The sequence below is a fragment of the Microbacterium sp. Se5.02b genome (genome assembly GCF_019464375.1).
GTDB lineage: Bacteria > Actinomycetota > Actinomycetes > Actinomycetales > Microbacteriaceae > Microbacterium.
Genome location: NZ_CP080491.1, coordinates 322,683 through 338,176, shown reverse-complemented (window position 1 = coordinate 338,176; position 15,494 = coordinate 322,683). Strand labels below are relative to the sequence as shown.

The following is a 15,494-nucleotide window of genomic DNA, read 5'->3' as shown; positions in this document are numbered from 1 at the left end:
CTACATCCTTTCAGCGGTGAATGGATCGGTGTGGAACCAGCGTCGGGCTGCCCAGAGAGAGACATAGACCAGTCCGACGAGAACAGGGACTTCGATGAGCGGGCCGACGACTCCGGCGAGGGCCTGGCCGGATGTCGCGCCGAATGTGCCGATGGCGACGGCGATGGCGAGCTCGAAGTTGTTGCCCGCTGCGGTGAATGCCAGCGTCGACGAGCGTGCGTATCCGAGACCCAGTGCCTTGCCGGTGAAGAGGCCGATAAACCACATGATCCCGAAGTACGCCAGCAGTGGGAGGGCGATCCGAGCGACGTCCCAGGGGCGGCTCGTGACCTGTTCGCCCTGGAGCGCGAACAACAGCACGATGGTGAAGAGGAGACCGTAGAGGGCCCAGGGGCCGATCTTCGGGAGGTAGCGGTCTTCGTACCAGTCGCGTCCCTTCGTGCGCTCCCCGATGAAGCGGGAGGCGAATCCGGCGACGAGGGGTATGCCGAGGAAGATCAGCACGTTGAGCGCGATCTGCCAGACCGAGATCTCCAGGCCTTGGGAGTCGAGGCCGAGCCAGCCGGGCAGAACCGTCAGGTAGAACCAGCCGAGCAGCGAGAAGGCGAAGACCTGGAACACCGAATTGATGGCGACGAGCACTGCCGCAGCCTCGCGGTCGCCACAGGCGAGGTCATTCCAGATGACGACCATGGCGATGCAGCGGGCAAGACCGACGATGATGAGCCCGGTTCGATACTCAGGCAGGTCCGGGAGGAGGGCCCACGCAAGAACGAACATGAGCGCCGGTCCGACGAGCCAGTTGAGCACCAGGGAGGAGATGAGCAGCTTCTTGTCTCCGGTGACCGCGGCGACCTTGTCGTAACGGACCTTAGCGAGAACCGGGTACATCATCACCAGCAAGCCGAGGGCGATGGGAATCGAGATTCCACCGACCTCAAGATCGGCCAGGAGACCGGAGACGCCGGGGATGAAGCGGCCGATGACGATGCCGCCGACCATGGCGAGACCGATCCAGAGCGGCAACCACCGGTCGAGGGTCGACAGACGGCGCGTGGTGGTCGGGACGGTGGTAGGTGCGGTGGCGGTGCTCATGCGAGGAGAGCCTCCATCTTCGTGGCGATGATGGGCTTCGGGTGGGCGCCGATGAGTGTGTCGACGCGCGCGCCTCCCGTGTAGAACCCGAGGGTGGGAATGGACGTGACACCGACTGCGGTCACCGTCTCAGGGTTCTGGTCGGCGTCGAGCTTGACGATCTTCACACGGCCGTCGTACTCGGCGGCGAGCTGATCCAAGAGGGGTGCGACCTGCTTGCACGGCCCGCACCAGGTGGCCCAGATGTCGACGACGACGGGGATCTCGGAGTCGATGACCTCGGCCTGGAAGGTGGCATCGGTGACGGTGATGGGCGCGCTCATGCGAAGACCTCCTCGGTCTCGGTCGGTACCGATGCGGTCTCGTCCAGCGCCGCGAGGTAGTGCTGGGCGTCTTGTGCTGCGGCGCATCCGGTGCCTGCGGCGGTGATCGCCTGACGGTAGGTGTGGTCGACCAGGTCGCCCGCGGCGAAGACTCCCGCGAGGTTCGTGCGGGTGGAGGGGTGCTCGACGAGCACATAGCCGTCAGCATCCGTGTCTACGAGGCCGGTGACGATCTCGGAGCGCGGGTCATGGCCGATGGCGACGAAGACTCCCGTGGCCGAGATCGTCCGCTCGGCACCTGTGACGGTATCGCGGAGCGTTACGGCTTCGACCTTCTCGGCGCCCACGAGGCCGGCGACCTCGCTGTTCCAGGCGACCTCGATCTTGGGATGGTCGAGCACGCGCTGCGCCATGATCTTCGAGGCCCGGAACTCGTCGCGGCGGTGCACGACGGTGACCTTCGACGCGAAGCGGGTGAGGAACAGTGCTTCTTCCATCGCGGAGTCTCCGCCGCCGACGACGACGATCTCCTGCTCACGGAAGAAGAAGCCGTCACAGGTGGCGCACCAGGAGACGCCGTGACCGGTGAGTCGATCCTCGTCCGGCAAGCCGAGTTTGCGATAGGCAGAGCCCATTGTGAGGATGACGGCACGGGCGAGGAAGGTCTCCCCTGCTCCGGTCTCGACCGTTTTGATGGTCCCGTCGAGGTCGACGCGGACGGCGTCGTCAAGGAGGATTCGGGCACCGAAGCGCTCAGCCTGAGCGCGCATCGACTCCATCAGGTCGGGCCCCTGCACGCCGTCGACGAAACCGGGGAAGTTCTCGACCTCGGTCGTGGTCATCAGCGCGCCGCCCGCCGTCACAGAACCGGCGAGGACCACAGGAGCAAGGCCTGCACGCGCGGCGTAGACCGCGGCGGTGTAGCCCGCAGGCCCGGACCCGATGATGACCAGCTCAACCTCTTGAATCGACATGTGTCTATATTGACATCTGTCGATACCGAATGCAACTGTTATTGCCGGAGTTCACTTGCTCTTCACCTGGCGAACAGATCATGCAGGTGGAGCATTCGAGACAGTCAAGAGATCAGAGGACCACAGATGACCCACCCCAAGACGGTTCTGTTCATATGCAAGCACAATGCGGGGCGCTCCCAACTGGGCGCTCATCTTCTCGGACACATCGGCGATGGGCGACTTGTCGCGACGAGTGCGGGAATCACTCCAGCCGAGACGATCAACCCGGCCGTCGCCGCATCGCTGCACGAGCTCGGAATCGACACGTCAGCGGCGAGGCCTCGGGCCGTGACAGTGGATGATCTCAACGCGTCCGATGTCGTGGTCTTGATGAAACCGGGCCTCCCGCTGCCGGGCGCGGTGCGCGGAGAGCTGGTCGAGTGGTCATTTCCGGATCCCTCGAACTGGGAGGCCGACGGCGTCCGCGAACTCCGCGACGCCATCGACGCGAAGGTGCGTGGTTTGGCGGCTCGGCTCGTCAGCTAAGTGCTGAGAGGTGGGGCTCGGTTCGGGAGCCCCACCCCTCATGAGTTGCAATCAGCCGACAGTGACAGGCCGCGCGCCGATCTGCAGGGTCTGGGGAGCTGCGCAGCAGCTACCTACATTGTCATCGAAGGCACCGGATCCACCGCACACACCAGTGTCAGGGAGAGAGAGTTCGTTGCGTGCGGCCGCCTCGTGGTCGCCAGCGAGGTGAGCTGCGACACTACGGACCTGCTCGAAGCCAGTCAACGCGAGGAACGTTGGGGCTCGCCCGTAGGACTTCACTCCGACGATGAAGAACCCTTGCTCCGGCTGCGCCAGTTCTCTCGCTCCCGTCGCCGACACCGACCCGCAGGAGTGGATGTTCGGGTCAATCTCGGAGGCAATGCCTGCGACCGCCTCGAGAGTGGGATCGAGGTCGATCCTGAGCTCTCGCAGCATCCCGGTGTCAGGGCGGAAGCCCGTGAGTGCGAATACGCGCCCGACATTCGTCACCTCGCGCCCATCTTCGGCGACGAGTGTCAGACCATCGCCTCCGTGCTGGAACTCGGCGACGCGGAAGCCTGTCACGAGGTCGACGACCCCCTCGTCGATCACCTTGCGGGCGCGGGAACCAAGCGCGGCACGCTCCGGCAGCTCGTCCCCGATTCCGCCGCCGAAGACGTTGGCGGCGCTCCCTCGGCGTAGCAGCCACGTCACGCGCGTTCCCGGCGACCGGCGGGCCAACTCACTCAGACGCAGCACGGCATGCGTGGCTGAGTGCCCCGCACCGACCACTACGACGTGCGAACCGGCGAGGTCCGACACATCGGAAGGGATGCGGTACGAAATCAGATCGGACGCGGCGGCTTCGCCGAGGGCCGGGAACCCATCCGCCCCAGCGGGATTCGGGAGGCCCCAGGTGCCGCTGGCATCGATGACCGCGCGGGCGAGGAGGCGGGATTCGTTGCCCGCGGCATCGACGGTGTGGACGACGAACGGCTGGCTCCGGCGGCCTGCGTCGACGACTTTGTCGCGGCCCTGGCGGGCGACTCCGGTGACGGTCGTCGCGTAGCGGATCCGGTCGCCCAGGACATCCGCGAGTGGCGTCAGGTAGTCGCTGACCCACTGCGCGCCGGTCGGATACCCCGAGGCGGGTGCGCTCCACCCCGTGGGCTCGAGCAGGCGGCGCGCCGCGGCGTCCGTAAGTTCTGGCCACGCCGAGAACAAGCGCACGTGTCCCCACTCGGAGACTGCAGCTGCAGGGCCGTGCCCGCGCTCGACGACGAGGACATTCTCGTCGCGCTCGACCAAATGCGCCGCTGCGGCGAGGCCCTGCGGCCCTGCTCCGATGACGACGACAGGAAGCTCAGACATCACATCTCCTCAAATCGAAAAACTTCAATATGAAGACTGTCGTCTATCTATCGAAGATTGTCAATACGTGCCAGACTAGTCCGGTGAGCTTGCCAACGACAATCGAATCGACCAGCTGCTGCGTCCCGCCAATCACCCCCTCCATGACCGTCGCGGATGCCGAGCGGGTTGCACGCGTGTTCAAGGCGCTTGGCGATCCAACGCGGGTGAGGCTGCTGTCTCTCATCGCCGCCGGGGCTGGCGGTGAGGCGTGCATTTGCGATCTGACCGAGCCCGTGGGGCTTTCGCAGGGCACGGTGTCGCACCACATGAAGCTCCTCGCCGACGCCGGCCTCGTCACGCGTGAACAGCGCGGCAAGTGGGCGTACTTCGCTCTCAACAGCGACGCGATGGATGCCGCTGCCGACTCTCTCCGCGCGGTGTGACCTCAGCGAGTGCCCCTCCGCCACACCTGGGCGGCCGGCTAGCCGCGCTGTCGGCGGGGCAGGTCATCAGTTGGGGAATCCTGTTCTATGCACTGATCGTCGCCTCTCCCGCGGTCGCGGATGACACCGGGTGGCCGGTGGCCCTGGTCACGCTGTCGTTCTCGTCGGGCCTGGTCGCCTCCGCCGTCGCCGGCGTATTCGTCGGAAAGTGGCTCGACGAGCGGGGGCCGCGCCTCATCATGACTGTTGGCAGCGTCGTCGGCCCGCTCGGCGTCGTGCTCGTCGCTCTCGCACCGAACCTTGCAGTCTTCACCGTGGGGTGGGTCATCGCGGGACTCGCACAATCGGCAGTGCTCTACCAAGCGGCGTTCACTGTCATCGCTCGCCGGTACGGCGCTCGACGCCGCGGGGCGATGACGATCTTGACCTTGGCCGGCGGGCTCGCATCGACGATCTTCGCCCCGATTGTCGCCGGACTCCTGGGGATAACCGACTGGCGGACCATGTTCCTGATACTCGCCGGCTTCCTGCTTCTCACCACCGCGCCGCTGCACTGGTTCAGCCTGGAGCGCACCTGGTCACCCGTTCGCCACGACGACGCCGCAGAGGTTCACACGGTGAGCACGGTCGTGCGCACCCGACGATTCTGGATGCTCGAGCTTTCCATGTTCGCCCTCGCCGCTGCGCTCTTCAGCGTGACCCTCGCGCTCATCCCGCTCTTCACCGAGAAGGGCATGAGCTATGAACTCGCCGCGTGGGCCCTCGGACTCCTCGGCGCCGGTCAGGTGATCGGGCGACTCCTCTACGTCGCCGTCCCGCACACTGCCCCACCATGGGTTCCCCTCACGGTGACCGCCGGCCTCAGCGTCATCTCTCTCACCTTGCTGTCCCTGATTCCCGGGCCTCCGTGGCTCCTGATCTCCATAGGTATCGCTGCGGGTGCCGTGCGAGGCGCTCAGACACTTGTCCAGGGTTCCGCCGTCGCGGATCGCTGGGGCACCCAGAACTACGGCGCCATCAACGGGATCTTCGCTGCTCCGATCACGCTCGTCGGGGCGTTCGGCCCGGCACTCGGTCCGCTTCTCGCAGTAGCCACCGGTTCGTACTCCGCCATGGCCCTCATCGCCGTCGGGCTCGCGGCGATCTCGCTCGCCTTCGCTCGGTTCTCCTAGGCGGTCAACCGAGCGATTGCCTGCGACCCGCGGGAGTTCTTCCGAGTCCGTTAACCTCACGTTCACATAGATGACCTTCTATCAATACGTCGAATAGATCACCATCTATTCGAGGCGGTCTATCGGCCGCCTGTCACGAGTCTGAGATGAAGGAAGCAATCGTGCGAAAGACCACAGCAAAGATCTTCGCCTCCACAGCATTGGTCATCGGCGTTCTTGCGCTGAGCGCCTGTGGTGGGCAGCCGAGCGCAGGCGAATCCGCCGGCTCCGGTGAAGGATCGGGCGGACTGACCGGTTCGGTGAACACCGATGGGTCGTCGACAGTCGCCCCTCTCACGGAAGCCGCAGCCGACTTGTTCCGCGATGAGGAGTCCGGAGTGAACGTCTCCGTCGCCACCTCGGGCACCGGTGGCGGCTTCAAGACCTTCTGCGCGGGCGAGACGGACATCTCCAACGCCTCCCGCGCCATCAAGGACGAAGAAGCCGCCGAGTGCGAGGCCGCCGGCATCGAGTACACCGAGATCATCGCGGCCAACGACGGCCTGTCCGTCGTCGTCAATCCCGAGAACGACTGGGCTGAAGACCTCACGGTCGAGCAGCTGAACAAGATCTGGGGTCCCGAGGCCGAGGGCGAGATCACGAACTGGAACCAGGTGGACTCGAGCTTCCCCGACCAGGCGATCACGCTGTTCGGTGCAGGCACCGACTCGGGAACGTTCGACTACTTCACCGACGCCATCAACGGTGAGGAGGGCGCGATTCGCACCGACTACAGCCCTTCGGAAGACGACAACATCACCATCCAGGGGGTCGCAGGTGACGTCGGTGCCATCGGGTTCCTCGGGCTCAGCTACGTCGAAGAGAACGAGGGCGTCATCAAGGCTGTCGCGGTCGACGGCGTCATGCCGAGCACCGAGACCGTCCAGGACGGCACCTACACTCCGCTCGGGCGCCCCCTGTTCATCTACGTGAACAACGCCTCGTACGTCGACAAGGAGCCGGTGAAGGCGTTCGTCGACTTCTACGTTGCCAACTCGCTCGACATCGCCGAGCGCGCCCTGTTCGTGCCGCTCACCGAGGAGCAGGTCACCACTGCCTCGGACGAGCTCGCGTCCCTCGGCTGAACCCGTCGCTCAGGACGCCACCCATGACCACCGTCACTGAGCGGCCCGGGGGCCCGGCTACCGGCCGGGCCCCCGCCCCCTCCTCCTCTTTCGCAGGCCGCCGCCGGCCCGGTGAGTTCCTCATCAAACTCTGCCTGCGCCTTGCCGCAGCCATCACGGTCATCACGACCGTGGGCATCGTCATCGCGCTCCTGGTCCCGTCCCTGAGCTTCTTCGCAGAGGTCTCACCGTTCGAGTTCCTCTTCGGGACACGCTGGGCCCCACGATTCGCGGACGCCTCCTTCGGCGTCCTCCCCCTGGTCACCGCCACCCTGTGGACCACGGTCATCGCGCTCCTCGTTGCCGTTCCTTTCGGCCTCGGTGCGGCGATCCTCCTCGCGGAGTATGCGAAACCGCGAGTGCGGAAGGTACTTAAGCCCCTGCTGGAGATCCTCGCGGGTATCCCGACTGTGGTCTACGGGTTCTTCGCGCTCCAGTTCGTTCAGGGCACCGTCCTCCGCGATTGGCTGCAGCTCCCCACCGGGGCGTTCAGCGTTCTCGCCGCCGGCCTCGTCATGGGAGTCATGATCATCCCGACCATCGCATCCATCGCCGAGGACGCGATGTCTGCTGTCCCCAGCGCGCTCCGTCAGGGAAGTGCCGCTCTTGGCGCAAACCGGATGCAGACCACTCTCCGCGTGGTCTTTCCGGCCGCGCTGTCTGGCATCGTCGCCGCCGTCGTTCTCGGAATCTCCCGAGCAGTCGGAGAAACGATGATTGTCGCAATCGCTGCGGGTAGTCAGGCGCAGCTCGTGAGCAATCCGCTGCAGCAGGGGCAGACGATGACCGGCTTCATCGCGAACGCCGCTCTCGGGGACTCCCGCGTCGGAAGCCTCGAGTACAACACTCTCTTCGCTGTCGGATTGCTGTTGTTCCTCATCACGCTGCTCATCAACTTCATCAGCATCCGCTTCGTTCGCCGATTCCGGGAGGCCTACTGATGTCCGCGCCCGCCATTCCCGAGTCCCGTGTGCTTAACGCGACCCGGCCGCTGAATACCGGCCGAAACGGCGAACTGCGTCCCACTGCGCTGATCTTCCTCGTACTTCTGTGGCTGTCGCTCTTCGTCGCGTTCGCTGTGCTCGTCACTCTGCTGATCACGATCTTCATCACCGGGCAGAACAAGCTCACCTGGAACCTGGTGACGAACTTCCCCTCCGCAGACCCGGAGGAAGCCGGAGCTCGTCCAGCCATCCTCGGATCGGTCTGGGCAATTGGTGCCACCGCCGTGATGACCCTCCCCCTCGGAATCGCCGCTGCCGTGCACCTCGAGGAGTTCGCCGACCGGAAGCGCTGGTTCAACCGGTTCGTCGAGCTCAACGTCCAGAACCTTGCCGCTGTCCCCTCAATCGTCTACGGTCTCCTCGCTCTCGCCTTCCTGTCGATGCTCGGAGTCACCAACAAGAACATCGTCATCGGTGGAGCATTCGCGCTGACGCTCCTCATCCTCCCGGTCATCATCATCGCCACCAGGGAGGCGCTGCGCGCCGTACCCCGGGAGATCCGCGACGGCTCGCTCGCGCTGGGGGCCACCCAATGGCAGACGACGTGGAGGCAGGTGCTTCCCGCGTCGGTCCCCGGTATCGCGACAGGCTCGATCCTCGCGCTGTCCCGAGCTCTCGGCGAAGCAGCCCCACTGCTCGTCCTCGGTGCACTCGTCTACATCACGTTCGATCCGAACGGTCTGCTCAGCGGCTACACCACGCTCCCCATCCAGATTTTCAACTGGACCGGGCGCCCGCAGGAGGGATTCCACGAGCTCGCCGGCGCCACAAGCCTCCTCCTGCTCGCCGTTCTCATCCTGATGAACGCCCTCGCCATCTTCATCCGCAACAAGTTCCAGAAACGGTGGTAAACCCATGAGCACCTCCACGAGCACCTCGACGAGCGCAGCGGCGCCGACGGCGGCACACACCCACTTCCAGGCCGCAGACTCACGGCGGGTTGCCGAAACCCCCAGCGGACTCATCCGTTGCGAAGACGTCAATGTGTACTACGGGGACTTCCGGGCCGTCACAGGCGTCAACCTCGAGTTCGGACGCAACGAGATCACCGCGCTCATCGGCCCCTCCGGTTGCGGCAAATCCACGCTCCTGCGCTCCCTGAACCGCATGAACGACCTCGTCGACGGTGCCCGCGTCGAAGGAAACGTCATCTTTCAAGAGGAAGACATCTACGCGAAGGGCGTCGACCCCATCGAGGTCCGACGACGCATCGGGATGGTCTTCCAAAAGCCGAACCCGTTCCCGAAGTCGATCTACGACAACATCGCCTACGGCCCTCGCGTCACAGGGATGAAGGTCGACAACATGGACGACCTCGTCGAGGAGGCACTCACACGCTCAGCACTCTGGGGCGAGGTGAAAGACAAGCTCAAGCAGTCCGCGTTCGGACTCTCCGGCGGCCAGCAGCAGCGCCTATGCATCGCGCGCACCATCGCGGTGCAGCCCGACGTGATCCTGATGGATGAGCCGTGCTCGGCCCTCGATCCCATCGCCACCTCGCGGATCGAAGACCTCATGCACGAGCTGCGCCAGGACTACACAATCATCATCGTCACCCACAACATGCAGCAGGCTGCACGAGTCGCCGACCGCACGGCATTCTTCACCGCCCTGGCCGACGAGACCACCGGAGACCGCACAGGAGTCCTGGTGGAATACGACCTCACCAAGAACATCTTCGAGCAGCCGCAGGACCAGCGCACGGAGGACTACATCAGCGGACGATTCGGATGACCTCCCTGTCTGGTGGTGATCCGCGGTTCGTTCTGCACGGGCGCAGTTCGGAGATCCTTCGTGGGAGCTTCGCCGAGTTCAGACATGCAGGCGTCCCGATAACGGTGCACGCTGAGATCGTCGATGCGCTGGCAGACTTGGCCCACGACTACGAGGCCTCGCTCGTCCTCGCCGGCGGGGAGTCGGTCGACCGGCTCGCGGCCATCGTGCAGATCGCCGAGCCGGTGTGCGGAGGACCGATCTTCTTCGGGGTGAGCGAAGACACGGAGACGTCGATGATCGAAGCTGCGATGCGAGCAGGAATGCGTGGCACCATCCGCCTCCCCATCACCCCCGACCGATTGCGTGAATTGGCGCGCCTCCACCCACGGACAGGCCCGCTTGACCGCACCCTCCGATTCGGGGAACTGACCCTCGACATCACGCACCGCAGCCTCCGCTGGCAGAAGCATGCGCTGTTGCTTCCCCCGCGCGAATTCGAACTTCTGCATCAGATCATGCGCGCGTACCCGGAGAGCGTGAGCATTGACACACTCGCCCTCGCGTTCGGCTCCGATCTCGAGGATCCGCACGCTTCTGTTCGCGTCGCCATGACAAAACTGCGGGCCCGGCTGGCGACTTTTGCCCCCGCACAAGCCCTCATCGAGACGGTGCGAGTGGCCGGCTACCGACTCGCGTCCTGAGGCTCCACTTTGAGCTCGACCAGGAGCTGAAGCACCCGGGCGCGAATGTCGTCTCTAACGCCACGAAGACCGTCTTCATCGAGTTCCAACGGATCCGGCAGATCCCACTCCATGTAACGGCGCCCAGGGAAGACGGGGCACGCATCCCCACACCCCATCGTGATGACGTAGTCGGCGGCACGCACCACTTCGTCGGTCAGCGGTTTCGGGAACTCGCCCCAGAGCTCCACGCCCACTTCCTCCAGTGCCGCGGCAACACGAGGGTGTGCGCCCTCCGCCGGTGAGGATCCAGCCGTGCGCACGTGCACCCGGCCGCCAGACAGATGGCGGAGTAAGGCTCCAGCCATCTGCGACCTCCCCGCATTCTGCACGCACACAAACAGGACCTCAGGAGTATCACGCAAAACCAAACCCTGACTCGTTGCCAGCGCATCCAGGCGGTCGGCCGCGTACCGGGCGGTCATAGTCAACAGGTGCTCGCGCACTCGCGTCCGCTGGCTCAGAAGGAGGTAACTCTGAGCGACATAACCCGCCACTGTCTCGCGGCTGAACGTCGAGCTGAATCGGTACGAGAGGTCGTCAACGATGGTGGACACAGCGCGCGGCAGAGCCGTGACGGAAGCCTCGGGGGTTGTCGGCTCAATCGACTCACTCGACAGCAATCTCCCGAACCGGACCCAGGCGTCGGCTGTCGGCACCCAGACATCGCCATCGCTACGGATGAGATCAACGAGCTCCAGCGAGTGAATTGCCTGCTCGACGACCGATAGATCGGCGTTCAGAACAACAGCTATCTCCGTGGCCTTGATTCCGGAGGCAAGCGCACTGAGAACCCGGAGCGTATCGGGGTTGCCGAGAACTGACACTTGACCGGCCCGTTCCCGGGCAGCCTGCTCCCCGAGGGGGCTCCCCACTCGGTGCGGCGGCTCCTCGTTCATCGGAGGAAGTCCTCGACGGCGCTACGGCGCGTCGGGTGCACGGAGAGCCAGCCGAGCTTGCCGTCCTGCTCGCGTGCCAGGAATCCGTCGTCCAACAGAATGCGGACGTGATGGGTCACTGTCGGCTGACGCAACCCCAACGCCTCCGCTAGTTGGCCAACTGTCGCTCGCTCGTCAGCCGAACCCAGAATGATGCTCAAGATCTGCAACCGAGTCGGATCAGCGACCGCCCTCAACGTCCGCGCCAGCTCCTCAGCAGCACCACGATTGAGCGCAGCTCCGACCCGAGGCTTCGGTGCGGGCTGAGCGGTCATGCGAGGATTCTAGTTGCCGAACCTTGCGAGCCCCTCAGACGTGCCGGTGCTCGAAACGTGCGGGACTGGGGCGTGACTACTTCGCAAACATGTCGCCGCGAAGCTTCGATGCGGCGTGCAAACGGAGGAGCTCTATGCTGAGAGCCGCGCTTGCCGGGCTGCTTTGAGACAAGCTCTTCGCGGCAACTGCGAGGGCGGGACGAGCGGCGTTTCGGTCGAGAGCGATCAGCATGTCGACCGAGACTCCGAGGGAACGTCCTCGCCAGACAGCACCAGGTGTCTGCAGTTGCTCCACAAGGAGTAGGACCTCCGCCGCCGGGCTGGAGGCCCGGGCTAGTGCATGTGCGAGGATCGCCGCGTCGGCGTGAATCGGTCCGGGTTCGGGCCTTATGTATTTCCGTCCCTCGGTCAACGTCGTTCGTGCCTGCTTAGCAAGATGAGACATACCCGCGCTATTGTCGCTCAATGCGCGGGTGGCGAGATTCGATTGATTCTCGCGGCTGAGCTCGTGCAGTGCCTCAAGAACGAGGGCTTGCTCGCGACCGCCTTGCTCCAAACCAGTGGCCAGAAGACTGGCAACGTTGGCCGGCATGCCATCGGCGAGATCTGCGAACTGGCTCACAGCAGCGCTGAGGAGTTTGCGTCGTGTCGCCGGGAACTCGATCCCGAAGTTGTCGAGGTAGAGGTCGCCGGCGAGGCTCGCGCCGAGGGCGGTAATCGGTGACTCGGCACATTGGGTGTCGTACTGAACGACGATGTCGATGAGGTCATCGATGAGGTGCTCGCGACGCTTCAGCAGACGGCCCGCCGCGAGCAGCCACGTGTTGCGCCAGTGACTCGATGGCACGAGTTCGCGTAGGTTCTGCAAGACAACCTGTTCGTCGCCATCGGTGATCGCGCGTGCCGCCATGTACTCCTGCAACGATCGAACTTCGAACTCGTACTTCGATGCCTTCGGAGAGACGAGCATGACCAGTCGCTCCGTCGAAAGCTTCAGAAGGGTCGTCGCGATCGACTCCGATTCGCTCTCCTCAAATCCAGCCGAGCTGAGCCGACGGCGAAGGATGCGGGAGATCTCGGACTTCGTGAGGATGGCATCCGAGTTCCCTGGTCTCTCAGTACGCGCCTGCAACTTGAGCCCAGCCTGCTCGTGAAGATGATCGATGTGCGGACGCAGCGACTTGAGCTCCGTGAACGCTTCACTTTTCGCCAGTTCCCGGTCGTAGACGACGCGATAGTACCGATCGAACAACTCGAATCGATCGGTCGGCAGATCGACTGCTTCTTCGGCGAGAGCAGTCATGATCGTCACCTGCAAGGGAGTTGTCATCAGTCGTTGCGTGACTCGTTCGTGGACCGCCGTGATGAGCCTTTGTGCAACCTGCTCGGCGAGGTCCGGATCGTCGACTGCCCGCAACGCGGTGAGTGCTTCCGAGTAGCTGATCGCTTCCGTTTCGGTGAGTTCCGACAGGGCGATCTGCGTGCAGGGAAACGCATCGTCGAACTCCCGTCGATATCCCTGTGGACGTGTTGTGGCGACGAAGAGCACGTCCGCCTTTTCAGAGCTGAGCTCGCTCACCAGCGCTGTGACCGCCTCGATTAGCCGGCTGCGGATCTTCGCGTCAGGCACCTCATCAAGGCCGTCGAGCACGAGGCATGACGGCCAGGTGCGAAACCAATCCAGCAGCGCACCTGGGTCTGACTTTTTCCCCCGAATCAGGATGGAGTCTGCGATGTAGGTCAGCAACGAAAACGTCGACGGGGAGGATGCGATCGCGGCCCCCGCCTTCGCCAGCTCGATCACAAACGGCCATCGACGTTTCTGCGGGTTCGGGATACCAGCCTTTCTGAGCCGTGAGTTGAGGCCATCGAAGGCGGATTGTGCTCTCTCGCCGTAAGCCCCGATATTCGTGTCGGCGAGGAAGGCGACACGATACGTGTGGGCGATCACCTGGGCGATCGTGCTCTTGCCCTGGCCTGGGCCCCCGACGATGACCACTCCACGGGGTCCCCGCCCGGCGACGGTCGACAAGGGGAGGTCACCGATCTGCACCGTCTCTGCCGCAGTCATCATCCGCCGCTGGCCCTCCCCGCCCGCGGTCGCCCCGGCAGTGAACGGCAGATCAATAGCGATGTCCGCGAGCCGCACCTTCGACGCATCGTTGTACCCCGCATCGCCCGTTCGAACCCATTGCCTGTTGATCAGCTCGGCAACTGCGTGCCCAGCAAGGCGATCTACCTCCAGCGCCGTCTTCTCGGGGAGCAGCTCGGCGACTTGCGCAAGAAAGTCTCCGGTAACGATCTGCTCCAAGTACCGCTGCCGAATAGAGGTATGGGTGTCGAGCAGTACGCGAATCTCGTCGTAGTCCCAGACGTACCAGCCACGCAGACCCAAGTCTTCTGCGTTGGCCGCGAGGAGCTCATCAAACTGATCACGACCGCCAACGCCTTTGGTCCCGGTCAGCACGACGTTCGTGGCGAACAACAGGTACTCCGGGGTCTTCTCACCGACTCTCCTTTTTACGAGCCAGCCACGCAACTCTGAGCGAACCTCATCAAGAAACCACCGCCAGTCAGCTGTCGTCGAGACCGGCTTTTCGTTGTACTTCATTTGAATGACGCCGTAACCGTCCCACTTCGCGCCCGCGCCAATCGGGAAGTCGACTCGGCCGTCGAAGGTTGCGTCGCGCTGTGCGTCGCGACCTGATCCAAACGGTCTGACGCCATTCCCCAGCTCAGCCTTCGCGAGCGCCTGGAGCATGTGCTCGAACTGCTGCCAGCCCATTCGGTTGAGGTTGTAGTGGCCCATAGAGTCCCTCCGGGTCAACGTCGACGCCTATGAGGCGCATTAGAGACATTCTGTACCAGTGCTGCTGCCTATCCGGCTGAACCGGCGAGCGAACGCGTTCGACCGTACGGGGTTCTCCCGGCGACGAGAAACGATCCCAATCCGATCACCAGCGCGCACATTTGAGCCGAGTAGGGCGAGGCCTGAGCTCCGCCCGCCTGCCATTGAACCGATCGGATCCTCGACGTCAATGCCCAGGGAAACCTCCCCTTCCGGTGAAGGCTCATCTACGCTGTCGCACATGGATGAAACCGATGGCCAGCCACGGCCCCGCCCTTGGCAAGCACAGCCATCCACCGATGTGATCGCGGCGTTCACTGACGCCGTCGCTCGATTGAACGCCGACGGGGACTTCATCGTTCGAGCGCTGACTGACCAGCTGCTCGCAGAGCGACCGATCGCGGACCAAGAAGAGCTGACGCCGCAGGAGATCAGCTATCTCACCCGGTCCAAGGCCTTCACGCCCGAGTCGTTCGAGAAGACATCGACTCGGGTTGCTCGCGGCGGTCTTCTGGCGAGCGAAGCGAGCACCCTTCTGACGGGCGTGCTTCAAACCATGTCCGCGTCCGCAGCCGCTGCCTTCTTGAGTATGGACGAGGACTCGCTCTTCGCCGCCGCCGATCGTGGCGAGTTGTACGCCGTCGATGTTGCCCACTCCAGACGGTTTCCGTCGTGGCAGTTCAGTCTCTCGTCGCCAGGAAAAATCCTGCCGCACCTGACCGAGATCATCGACATTGTGAAAGACAAAGGATGGGTGTCGGTATCGGCTCTCATGGCGACGCCCCAGTCGATCATGGTCACCGACGGGCAGCAGAGCCCTGTGGAATGGTTCAGGCGCGGCGGCGACGCGGAGACCCTGGCTCGGATCATCGAGGCCCAGAAGTGGCGATAGAGCTCCTGCTGGGGACGCGAATTCATGCGCGCCGCCGCTCTCGCATGT

The 15,494-nt window shown here is 64.2% G+C and carries 16 protein-coding genes; 9 read left to right on the top strand and 7 right to left on the bottom strand.

The features are described from left to right. The 3 genes from arsB to trxB are packed head-to-tail and all read right to left on the bottom strand — an operon-like array spanning nt 1 to nt 2,392. Complete coding sequence (gene arsB, locus K1X59_RS01715) at nt 1-1,095, bottom strand: ACR3 family arsenite efflux transporter (RefSeq protein ID WP_183151628.1); 1,095 nt, start codon at nt 1,093-1,095, stop codon at nt 1-3. Continuing rightward, nucleotides 1,092-1,418: a thioredoxin gene (gene trxA / locus K1X59_RS01710; RefSeq protein WP_183151627.1), complete on the bottom strand. Its 327-nt coding sequence runs from the start codon at nt 1,416-1,418 to the stop codon at nt 1,092-1,094. The genes arsB and trxA overlap by 4 nt, the downstream gene beginning before the upstream one ends. Then, nucleotides 1,415-2,392, bottom strand: a complete 978-nt coding sequence (gene trxB, locus K1X59_RS01705; protein WP_183151626.1) for a thioredoxin-disulfide reductase — start codon at nt 2,390-2,392, stop codon at nt 1,415-1,417. Before trxB ends, trxA begins: the two co-directional genes overlap by 4 nt. 126 nt (nt 2,393-2,518) lie before the next feature. Here trxB and K1X59_RS01700 point away from each other — a divergent pair, with 126 nt between their 5' ends. Then, a complete protein-coding gene (locus K1X59_RS01700) occupies nt 2,519-2,920 on the top strand; it encodes a low molecular weight phosphatase family protein (protein WP_183151625.1) in 402 nt (133 codons plus the stop codon). 51 nt (nt 2,921-2,971) lie between these two features. Here K1X59_RS01700 and K1X59_RS01695 read toward each other — a convergent pair whose 3' ends face one another. Further along, nucleotides 2,972-4,273, bottom strand: coding sequence for an NAD(P)-binding domain-containing protein (locus K1X59_RS01695; RefSeq protein ID WP_220173863.1), 1,302 nt, complete (start codon nt 4,271-4,273; stop codon nt 2,972-2,974). A gap of 83 nt (nt 4,274-4,356) precedes the next feature. On the opposite strand from K1X59_RS01695, the gene K1X59_RS01690 reads away from it, so the two are divergent. From K1X59_RS01690 to K1X59_RS01660, 7 genes are all read left to right on the top strand, one after another. After that, nucleotides 4,357-4,698, top strand: coding sequence for an ArsR/SmtB family transcription factor (locus K1X59_RS01690; RefSeq protein ID WP_396652561.1), 342 nt, complete (start codon nt 4,357-4,359; stop codon nt 4,696-4,698). Continuing rightward, nucleotides 4,695-5,870, top strand: a complete 1,176-nt coding sequence (locus K1X59_RS01685) for an MFS transporter (protein WP_244632318.1) — start codon at nt 4,695-4,697, stop codon at nt 5,868-5,870. The genes K1X59_RS01690 and K1X59_RS01685 overlap by 4 nt, the downstream gene beginning before the upstream one ends. Before the next feature lie 146 nt (nt 5,871-6,016). Then, nucleotides 6,017-6,994: a PstS family phosphate ABC transporter substrate-binding protein gene (locus K1X59_RS01680; RefSeq protein ID WP_183151623.1), complete on the top strand. Its 978-nt coding sequence runs from the start codon at nt 6,017-6,019 to the stop codon at nt 6,992-6,994. Nucleotides 6,995-7,017: 23 nt separating this feature from the next. Continuing rightward, nucleotides 7,018-7,974: a phosphate ABC transporter permease subunit PstC gene (gene pstC / locus K1X59_RS01675; RefSeq protein ID WP_183151622.1), complete on the top strand. Its 957-nt coding sequence runs from the start codon at nt 7,018-7,020 to the stop codon at nt 7,972-7,974. Beyond that, nucleotides 7,974-8,888, top strand: a complete 915-nt coding sequence (gene pstA / locus K1X59_RS01670; protein ID WP_183151621.1) for a phosphate ABC transporter permease PstA — start codon at nt 7,974-7,976, stop codon at nt 8,886-8,888. Before pstC ends, pstA begins: the two co-directional genes overlap by 1 nt. Nucleotides 8,889-8,892: 4 nt before the next feature. After that, the gene (gene pstB, locus K1X59_RS01665; protein ID WP_345941141.1) at nt 8,893-9,771 is read left to right on the top strand and encodes a phosphate ABC transporter ATP-binding protein PstB; all 879 of its coding nucleotides are present in this window, start codon (nt 8,893-8,895) and stop codon (nt 9,769-9,771) included. 206 nt (nt 9,772-9,977) lie between these two features. Then, nucleotides 9,978-10,454: a winged helix-turn-helix domain-containing protein gene (locus K1X59_RS01660; protein ID WP_183151620.1), complete on the top strand. Its 477-nt coding sequence runs from the start codon at nt 9,978-9,980 to the stop codon at nt 10,452-10,454. Here K1X59_RS01660 and K1X59_RS01655 read toward each other — a convergent pair. The 3 genes from K1X59_RS01655 to K1X59_RS01645 form a co-directional block, all read right to left on the bottom strand. After that, entirely contained in the window at nt 10,436-11,392 is a 957-nt protein-coding gene (locus tag K1X59_RS01655) for a low molecular weight phosphatase family protein (RefSeq protein ID WP_183151619.1), read from the bottom strand. The genes K1X59_RS01660 and K1X59_RS01655 overlap by 19 nt on opposite strands. Further along, on the bottom strand, nt 11,389-11,706 hold the full coding sequence (locus K1X59_RS01650; RefSeq protein WP_183151618.1) for a helix-turn-helix transcriptional regulator: 318 nt from the start codon (nt 11,704-11,706) through the stop codon (nt 11,389-11,391). The genes K1X59_RS01655 and K1X59_RS01650 overlap by 4 nt, the downstream gene beginning before the upstream one ends. A gap of 76 nt (nt 11,707-11,782) precedes the next feature. Continuing rightward, the gene (locus tag K1X59_RS01645) at nt 11,783-14,515 is read right to left on the bottom strand and encodes an NACHT domain-containing NTPase (RefSeq protein WP_183151617.1); all 2,733 of its coding nucleotides are present in this window, start codon (nt 14,513-14,515) and stop codon (nt 11,783-11,785) included. Between the two features lie 280 nt (nt 14,516-14,795). Between K1X59_RS01645 and K1X59_RS01640 the strand changes: the two genes are divergently transcribed. Further along, nucleotides 14,796-15,446, top strand: coding sequence for a hypothetical protein (locus K1X59_RS01640; protein ID WP_183151616.1), 651 nt, complete (start codon nt 14,796-14,798; stop codon nt 15,444-15,446). The last annotated feature ends 48 nt before the right edge of the window (nt 15,447-15,494 follow it).

What these genes read in the sequence shown, in the direction of transcription:
- trxA (WP_183151627.1), bottom strand. Translation starts at nt 1,418, where the DNA reads ATGAGCGCGCCCATCACCGTCACCGATGCCACCTTCCAGGCCGAGGTC.
- K1X59_RS01695 (WP_220173863.1), bottom strand. Translation starts at nt 4,273, where the DNA reads ATGTCTGAGCTTCCTGTCGTCGTCATCGGAGCAGGGCCGCAGGGCCTC.
- pstC (WP_183151622.1), top strand. Translation starts at nt 7,018, where the DNA reads ATGACCACCGTCACTGAGCGGCCCGGGGGCCCGGCTACCGGCCGGGCC.
- K1X59_RS01655 (WP_183151619.1), bottom strand. Translation starts at nt 11,392, where the DNA reads ATGAACGAGGAGCCGCCGCACCGAGTGGGGAGCCCCCTCGGGGAGCAG.
- trxB (WP_183151626.1), bottom strand. Translation starts at nt 2,392, where the DNA reads ATGTCGATTCAAGAGGTTGAGCTGGTCATCATCGGGTCCGGGCCTGCG.
- K1X59_RS01700 (WP_183151625.1), top strand. Translation starts at nt 2,519, where the DNA reads ATGACCCACCCCAAGACGGTTCTGTTCATATGCAAGCACAATGCGGGG.
- K1X59_RS01650 (WP_183151618.1), bottom strand. Translation starts at nt 11,706, where the DNA reads ATGACCGCTCAGCCCGCACCGAAGCCTCGGGTCGGAGCTGCGCTCAAT.
- K1X59_RS01645 (WP_183151617.1), bottom strand. Translation starts at nt 14,515, where the DNA reads ATGGGCCACTACAACCTCAACCGAATGGGCTGGCAGCAGTTCGAGCAC.
- K1X59_RS01640 (WP_183151616.1), top strand. Translation starts at nt 14,796, where the DNA reads ATGGATGAAACCGATGGCCAGCCACGGCCCCGCCCTTGGCAAGCACAG.
- pstA (WP_183151621.1), top strand. Translation starts at nt 7,974, where the DNA reads ATGTCCGCGCCCGCCATTCCCGAGTCCCGTGTGCTTAACGCGACCCGG.
- pstB (WP_345941141.1), top strand. Translation starts at nt 8,893, where the DNA reads ATGAGCACCTCCACGAGCACCTCGACGAGCGCAGCGGCGCCGACGGCG.
- arsB (WP_183151628.1), bottom strand. Translation starts at nt 1,095, where the DNA reads ATGAGCACCGCCACCGCACCTACCACCGTCCCGACCACCACGCGCCGT.
- K1X59_RS01680 (WP_183151623.1), top strand. Translation starts at nt 6,017, where the DNA reads ATGAAGGAAGCAATCGTGCGAAAGACCACAGCAAAGATCTTCGCCTCC.